Origin of the sequence: uncultured Novosphingobium sp. (assembly GCF_964277725.1) — a bacterium.
Taxonomy (GTDB): Bacteria; Pseudomonadota; Alphaproteobacteria; order Sphingomonadales; family Sphingomonadaceae; genus Novosphingobium; species Novosphingobium fluoreni.
This window is the reverse complement of the sequence record NZ_CAXYKL010000225.1, coordinates 1-7,053: the sequence shown is the minus strand read 5'-3', so window position 1 is coordinate 7,053 and position 7,053 is coordinate 1. Positions and strand designations below refer to the sequence as shown.

Genomic DNA, 7,053 nt, shown 5'->3' with positions numbered 1-7,053 from the left:
ATGATGGCGCGGCACTTGGAAGCTGCTGCGTCGTTGCAGAACCCCGACCGTTCGCGTTTCAAGGGAGTAACGCCATGACTGTCATATCCAAGAGTTCCACTTCACTAGTGCTTGCCGCCATGCTGCTCGGCGGCGCGCCCGCCAGCGTCTATGCCCAGCAGGACCAGTCTGACGGTTCGCTGACCGGCAGCGTCAGCGATACCAGCGCGCCCGTACAGATGACGAAGGGCCCGGAGATCGACGGTATCATCTCGGGTCGCAGCGGGGATCGCATGCAGGTGACCACCAAGGATGGCGCCAAGACCGTGGTGACCATCAACGATGGCACCAAGATCACTTCCAGCGGCGGCTTCCTCAGCCTCAATCGCGATCGCCTGGCCGCCACCTCGCTGCTCAACGGCCTGCCCGTCAGCGTCAAGACGATGCAGGGCGGTGGCGATCTGATCGCCAGCCAGGTCGAGCTGAAGAGCAAGGACCTGAAGACCGCGCAGATGATCTACAACGGCACCGACCAGCGCTTTGGCGAGCAGGCCGCCGCCACCGAGGCGCTGCGCGGACGCATGGCCGATATCGACAAGTACAACATCAAGAGCACCACCAACGTCAACTTCGACGTCGCCAAGTCCAACTTGTCCGAGCAGGGCAAGGCGGACTTGTGCAAGATCGCCTCTCAGGCCGAGGCAATGGACAACGCCTTGCTGCTGGTGGTCGGCTACACCGACTCCACGGGCGATGACGATTACAACCAGGAGCTGAGCGAGAAGCGCGCGTCCCGCGTGGTCAACTATCTGCAGCAGGCCTGCCACTGGAAGCCCTACCGCATGCTGACCCCCACCGGCATGGCCAAGGCGGACCCTGCGGCCAGCAACGATACGCCTGAGGGCAAGGCGCAGAACCGCCGCGTCGCGGTGAACGTCCTGGTCAGCAAGGGCCTCGACGGGATCTGATGCCAGCGAGGGGTGGGCCAAGGCCCGCCCCTCGTTCGTTTAGGCGGGGCTTAGCCTTGGCCGATGACGCACTGGTGGACATGCAGGCCACCGTCGACCGGGATGATCTGGCCGGTAAGGTAGCGTGCCGCGGGCGAAACCAGGAAGCAGGTCACTTGCGCGATATCCTCTGCAGCGCCGACGAACGGCGTCAGATTCTGGCCTGCCAGAACATCGATCTGGTCGGGCGTGAGCACTTTCTTCAGTCCTTCCGTCAGGATCAGCCCGGGTGACACGAGATTGCAGCGCACGTTCTGCTTCCCGTAGGCGGTTGCCACATCCATCGTCAGGCTGTGCAGGCCGATCTTCGATGCCGAATAGGCCGCGCGGACCGAATCTCCGCGAAACACCACGCCAGAGCCGGTGTTGACGATCGCACCGTAGCCCGCCGCGATCATGTGCGGGATCGCATGCTTGCACGTCAACATCGGGCCGCGCAGGTTGACCGCCATGGACTTGTCCCAGTGGGCGACATCCATGGTGGCCACATCGCGATCGTGAGCCTGGAACGCCGGGCTTGTGCCCGCAGCGTTATTGACCAGGATATTGATCTTTCCGAACCGGGCGATGGCTTCGGTCATCAGGTTTTTGACTTGCGCCTCATCGGTATGGTCGACCGCGACGGTGATGGCAGTCCCGCCAATTGCTTGAATGGCGGCGGCACATTCTTCCAGGCTACCGTCAACCGCCAGATCACCCAGAACTAGATCGGCGCCCCGTTCGGCCAGCATGAGCGCCGTGGCTCGGCCGATCCCGTTCGCTGCCCCGACGACGACGGCAACCATGCCTTCAAGTGCGCGCATAAACCTCTCCTATTCCCACGGTCGGGTTTCACCCGGTTTCTTCGGAAGTGGTGAAAGGAGTAGCTCATTGCGGCAACCCGCCGGGAGTATCGATCAGAGGCCTGATAGTTCAGGCGCGCGCGCCCTTAACTAGACCGAACCACACTGATTGTCAGCGTTGGTGCGCCGTCCACGACGGCCAGCAAGTGGTCTATATTGGGATGAGCCCCGGGCGTCTCGCGCGCTTCGGCAACGAACTGGGCGTATAGGGCCAGGCCATATTCCGCCGCGTCGCGGTCCAGCGCCGGGAACAGCTGGGCAAGATACTGATAGACGGCCAGCGACGCGGTCTTGCCGGGAACATGCATGATCGTGCCGATGATTTGCCCGGCGCCATCGGCAAGCTCGATCCGCTCCACACCCTCGACGGAAGGCAGCAACTGGACGTTTTCCTTCAGCGTGGCGGCAGGTTCGATCTTCTGGGGCATCCTGGTGTCTCCGGGCGGACGTTTAGGCCCGGCCGCCTAGCACCGCTGCCGCCGTCTGGCCACGCATTGGCTCCATGGCCTGCGCCGCTATGGCATGATCGGCTGCGGCGATGGCTTCACCGATCAGGATCAGGGTCGGCCGGTCGCCTGCAAAACCGCGCACGACGATTGGCAGCAGGTCCAGCCGGGTGCGCAGGCGCCGCTCCTGCGGAAGCGAGGCGTCGCACGTGATCAGCACCGGCGTGGCACCCGGCAGCCCGGCGGCCATCAACTGGCGGCTTAGTTCAGGCGCGGCGTCCCGGCCCATGTAGACGGCAAGGGTGCAGGCAGGGTCGGCGAGGGCGGTCCAGTCCAGATCGAGCGCTTGCCCCCGGCGGCTATGCGCGGTGATGAACTGCACGCGTGCCGCGATCCCTCGCAGCGAAAGCGAGATCCCGGCAGAGGCCGCAGCGGCGCTGGCGGCGGTGATGCCGGGGCAGATCCGTGCCCGCACGCCGACGGCCTGGAGCGCCGCGATCTCCTCGGCGGCGCGGGCGAACATCGCCGGGTCGCCCCCTTTCAGCCGCACGACACGGCGGCCTGCCAGCGCGGCTTCCACCAGCAACTGGTCGATCGTGCGCTGATCCTTGGAGTGGCGGCCGGAGCGCTTGCCGACGCTGACCTGCTCGGCATGATCTGGGATCAGCGCGAGGACGCCAGGGCCGACCAATGCATCGGTGAACACCACCTCCGCCGCTGCGATCAGCTTTTCCGCCTTTCGGGTCAGCAGGTCGGGATCGCCCGGTCCAGCCCCGACCAGCCAGACTTCGCCCGGTGCGATGAGTTCACTCGCCAGTTCATTCGGCTGCATCGAGAACTTCCTGAGGTGTCTGCATAAGGATGGCGGCCAGCGCGGGGCGGCACGAACCGCAATTGGTGCCCGCGCCCAGCGCCTGGCCGATCGCGGGCACGTCCACCAGGTGCTGCTGGCGGATGGCGGCGACGATCTGATTGAGGCCGATATCGAAGCAGGCGCATATCGTCGCGCCCTTGTCGGGCTGGTTGCCGGGGCCGCGCGCGGCGAGAACGGCGGGGCCGACGTCGCTGGCCGCCAATTGTCCGATCAGCCAATCGCGAGACGGGAGCAACCCCGTGCGCGTCACGATGAGAACGCCCGCCAGCCGCCCCTCGACGATGATCGCCACTCGGCGAGTCCCGCGTGCGGGGTCAACCGCCTCCACCCGCTCACCCTTTGGCAGGCACGCTTCGAGACGCGCCTGATCGCCGTCGCCCGCTACTTCGAACAGCGCCCCGCCCGGCACCGTGACCCGCGTGGCCCACAGGCACGCGGGCTTGGCCTGAACCGGTTCGCGCAGGATCAAGAAGCCCTGCCACTCGGTCGCGACTTTGCTCAGCCGCGCGGGCGTGGACTTGAAACCGGGCTGGCCCGAGTGGGGATCGACCAGCGGCCGAGGGAGCATCCCGGTGCGCCCGCCGGTGGAGGTCTGGTCCGTCCAGTGGATGGGAGTGAAGATGTCACCGGGCCGCTGGCCGTCACTCAGCGCCACGCGGAACACGCTGTCGCCTTGCGCGGTGGTTACGCGGGCCAGATCGCCTGCCGCCAAGCCCAGGGTCAGGGCATCGGTGGGGTGGACTTCCACCAGCGGCTCTTCGCGGTGGCGGGCCAGCTTGGCGGACAGGCCGGTGCGCGTCATCGTGTGCCACTGATCGCGATAGCGCCCGGTGTTGAGCGTCAGCGGCCAGGCGTGGAGCGGGGCCTGCACGTCCATCTGGGTAACGGGGACCAGCCGGGCCCTGCGGTCTGGCGTGCTGAAGCGACCATCGGCGAAGGGGTGCTGCCCGCCCCAGCGGAATGGCTCCATCGCTTCATAGGCATCGTTGCCGATGGTGGCGTGATCGCCCAGATCGAGCAGGCGCTGCCCACCGTTCTGATAGGCGGTAAGGCGGGCATGCTCGCGCCAGATATCGGCGGGGCGCTGATATGCAAAAGCGCTGCGCCAGCCCATGCGCTGCGCCACTTCCTTGATGATCCACCAGTCTGGCTTCGCCTGTTCCGGCAGAGCCATAAAGGGGCGCTGGCGGCTGATCGTGCGGTCTGAGTTGGTAACGGTGCCGTCCTTCTCACCCCAGGCGGCGGCGGGCAGGCGGACATGAGCATAGGCGCCGGTATCGGTTGCGGCCATCACGTCGGAGACCACGACGAAGGGGCAACGCTCCAGCGCCTCGCGCACGCGGGCGGCGTCCGGCAGCGAGACGGCGGGGTTGGTCGCCATCACCCACAGCGCCTTGATCCGCCGTTCGCCGATGGCGCGAAACAGGTCGACCGCCTTGAGCCCGGGCTTGCTCGCCATGGTGGGGGCGGCCCAGAACCGGCCGATGCGCGCCACGTTCTCCGGCGCGAAATCCATGTGCGCCGCAAGGGTGGAGGCCAAGCCGCCGACTTCGCGTCCACCCATCGCATTGGGCTGGCCGGTGATGGAGAAGGGCGCGGCGCCGGGCTTGCCGATCCGGCCGGTGGCGAGATGGAGGTTGATGATCGCGTTTACCTGATCGGTGCCGCGGATCGACTGGTTGACGCCCTGGCTGAACAGCGTGACGGTGCGCGGGGTGGCGGCGAACAGTTCGAAGAACTGCTGGAGCTGGGCGGGCGATACGTCGCAAGTCTTCGCCGTGGTCCACAGATCGTGGCCCTGCGCCAACTTTTCCCAGAACCCGTCCGGCGTTTGTAAATGCGCATCCAGGTAGCCGCGATCGGTGAGGCCCTGCGCATCCATCCAGGCGAGCAGGCCGTTCATCAAGGCGACGTCGGTGCCGGGCTTCAATGGCAGATGCAGGTCTGCGCCCTCGCAGGTTTCCGTGCGGCGCGGATCGATCACCACCAGCTTCGTGCCGCGTTCGGCGCGGGCGGCCTGGATGCGCTGATAGACGATCGGGTGGCACCACGCGGTGTTGGAGCCGACCAGCACGATCAGGTCCGCAGCGTCCAGATCGTCGTAGCTGGCGGGAACGATGTCTTCACCGAAAGCGCGGTTATGCCCGGCTACCGCGCTGGACATGCAGAGGCGTGAATTGGTGTCGATGTTGGCCGAGCCGATGAAGCCCTTCATCAGCTTGTTGGCGACGTAGTAGTCCTCGGTCAGCAATTGGCCCGAGACGTAGAAGGCCACGCTATCGGGTCCGTGGCGCGCGATGGTGTCGGCAAAGCGCTTGGCGACAAGATCCAGGGCCTTGTCCCAGCCGACCCGCTTGGTGCCGATCATCGGGTGGAGCAGGCGGCCGGTCAACTCGACGGTTTCGCCCAGGTGCGTGCCCTTGGAGCACAGGCGCCCGCGATTGGCGGGGTGGGCCTCGTCCCCTTTGATCTCCACCGTGCGCGGGCCGGTCGGCGTGGCGGAGATGCCGCAGCCGACGCCGCAGTAGGCGCAGGTGGTGCGGATCGGCTGGCGCATCAGGCAGCGGCCTGCAGCGTTTCAGGCCGCGCGATCAGGATGCGGCCGTGCTCCTGCTTCACCGCGATCGTCGGCGTGCAGCCCTTGTCCTCTCCCTGCGCCTCGCCGGTCTTGAGCGCGATGTTCCAGTTGTGCAGCGGACAGGCGACGGCGTGGCCATGGACGATGCCCTGGCCGAGCGGGCCCTTCTTGTGCGGGCATTCGTTGATCAGCGCGAATATCTGATCGTCGCCGGTGCGGAACACGGCGATTTCCTTCTCCCCTTCCAGCTTCACCGTGCGCGCGCCCCGCTGGGGAATGTCGGCCAGGGTGCCGATGTCGATCCAGTCAATCATGATGATCACTCCGCAGCAATAGCGAGGGGGGCGAGCGGCTGGTGCAGCTGGGCGTGTGATCCGGCGGCCCGTTCGGCCCAGGGATCGTCCTGCGAAAAGCTTTGCGAATAGAGGAAGCGACCGCGCAGCGCCTCGCGGCCGACGTCATCCTCTACGATCCGGCTTTTCACATAGTCCAGGCCGACCCGCTCCACCCAGGGCGCGGTGCGTTCCAGATAGCGGGCTTCCTCGCGATAGAGCTGGGTGAAGGCCGCGCAGTAATCCAGCGCTTCCTGTTCCGTCGCCACCTTGCACAGCAGATCGGTGACGCGCACATGGATGCCGCCGTTGCCGCCGATGTGCAGTTCGTAACCGCTGTCGACGCAGACGACGCCGAAGTCCTTGATCGTCGCCTCGGCGCAATTGCGTGGGCAGCCCGAAGCGGCGATCTTGAACTTGTGCGGCATCCACGAGCCCCAGGTCATCCGCTCGATCTTGACGCCAAGGCCGGTGGAATCCTGCGTGCCGAAGCGGCACCAGTCCGATCCCACGCAGGTCTTCACGGTGCGCAGCGACTTGCCGTAAGCATGGCCCGAGACCATTCCCGCGGCGTTGAGGTCTGCCCACACGGCGGGCAAGTCCTCACCCTTGATCCCGAAGATGTCGAGGCGCTGGCCGCCCGTCACCTTCACCATCGGCGCGTTGTACTTTTCCACCACGTCGGCGATGGCGCGCAATTCGCGCGGGTTGGTTAGGCCGCCCCACATGCGCGGGACCACGGAATAGGTGCCGTCCTTCTGGATGTTGGCATGCATGCGTTCGTTGACGAAGCGGCTCTGCTGATCATCCACGTACTCACCTGGCAGCGCACACAGCAGATAGTAATTCAGCGCCGGGCGGCAGGACGAGCAGCCGTCCGGGGTGGACCAGTGCAGCCGCTGCATGACATCGGGGATAGAGCGCATGCCTTGCGCCACGATCTCGCGCCGCACATCGTCGTGGGTGAAGCTGGTGCATTTGCACATCGTCTTGGG

General features: G+C 66.1%; 7 protein-coding genes. 1 reads left to right on the top strand and 6 read right to left on the bottom strand.

Going from position 1 to position 7,053, the window contains the following annotated elements; genetic code table 11:
* The first annotated feature begins 74 nt into the window (after nt 1-74).
* Complete coding sequence (locus tag ACHWRX_RS12860) at nt 75-947, top strand: OmpA family protein (protein WP_394659488.1); 873 nt, start codon at nt 75-77, stop codon at nt 945-947.
* A gap of 50 nt (nt 948-997) precedes the next feature.
* On the opposite strand, the gene ACHWRX_RS12855 is transcribed toward ACHWRX_RS12860, so the two are convergent.
* The 6 genes from ACHWRX_RS12855 to ACHWRX_RS12830 form a co-directional block, all read right to left on the bottom strand.
* Nucleotides 998-1,789, bottom strand: coding sequence for an SDR family NAD(P)-dependent oxidoreductase (locus ACHWRX_RS12855; RefSeq protein ID WP_394659487.1), 792 nt, complete (start codon nt 1,787-1,789; stop codon nt 998-1,000).
* Between the two features lie 125 nt (nt 1,790-1,914).
* Nucleotides 1,915-2,256: a DUF2322 family protein gene (locus ACHWRX_RS12850; protein ID WP_394659486.1), complete on the bottom strand. Its 342-nt coding sequence runs from the start codon at nt 2,254-2,256 to the stop codon at nt 1,915-1,917.
* A 22-nt stretch (nt 2,257-2,278) separates the two neighbouring features.
* A complete protein-coding gene (cobA, locus tag ACHWRX_RS12845; protein WP_394659485.1) occupies nt 2,279-3,106 on the bottom strand; it encodes a uroporphyrinogen-III C-methyltransferase in 828 nt (275 codons plus the stop codon).
* Entirely contained in the window at nt 3,093-5,705 is a 2,613-nt protein-coding gene (locus tag ACHWRX_RS12840; RefSeq protein WP_394659484.1) for a molybdopterin-dependent oxidoreductase, read from the bottom strand. The genes cobA and ACHWRX_RS12840 overlap by 14 nt, the downstream gene beginning before the upstream one ends.
* A complete protein-coding gene (gene nirD, locus ACHWRX_RS12835; RefSeq protein ID WP_394659483.1) occupies nt 5,705-6,040 on the bottom strand; it encodes a nitrite reductase small subunit NirD in 336 nt (111 codons plus the stop codon). Before nirD ends, ACHWRX_RS12840 begins: the two co-directional genes overlap by 1 nt.
* Before the next feature lie 5 nt (nt 6,041-6,045).
* The coding region (locus tag ACHWRX_RS12830; protein WP_394659482.1) for a (2Fe-2S)-binding protein at nt 6,046-7,053 on the bottom strand (1,008 nt) is incomplete at its 5' end.

Excerpts from the sequence above, each read along its gene's own strand:
- nirD (WP_394659483.1), bottom strand. The coding sequence starts at position 6,040 with ATGATTGACTGGATCGACATCGGCACCCTGGCCGACATTCCCCAGCGG.
- ACHWRX_RS12840 (WP_394659484.1), bottom strand. The coding sequence starts at position 5,705 with ATGCGCCAGCCGATCCGCACCACCTGCGCCTACTGCGGCGTCGGCTGC.
- ACHWRX_RS12860 (WP_394659488.1), top strand. The coding sequence starts at position 75 with ATGACTGTCATATCCAAGAGTTCCACTTCACTAGTGCTTGCCGCCATG.
- ACHWRX_RS12850 (WP_394659486.1), bottom strand. The coding sequence starts at position 2,256 with ATGCCCCAGAAGATCGAACCTGCCGCCACGCTGAAGGAAAACGTCCAG.
- cobA (WP_394659485.1), bottom strand. The coding sequence starts at position 3,106 with ATGCAGCCGAATGAACTGGCGAGTGAACTCATCGCACCGGGCGAAGTC.
- ACHWRX_RS12855 (WP_394659487.1), bottom strand. The coding sequence starts at position 1,789 with ATGCGCGCACTTGAAGGCATGGTTGCCGTCGTCGTCGGGGCAGCGAAC.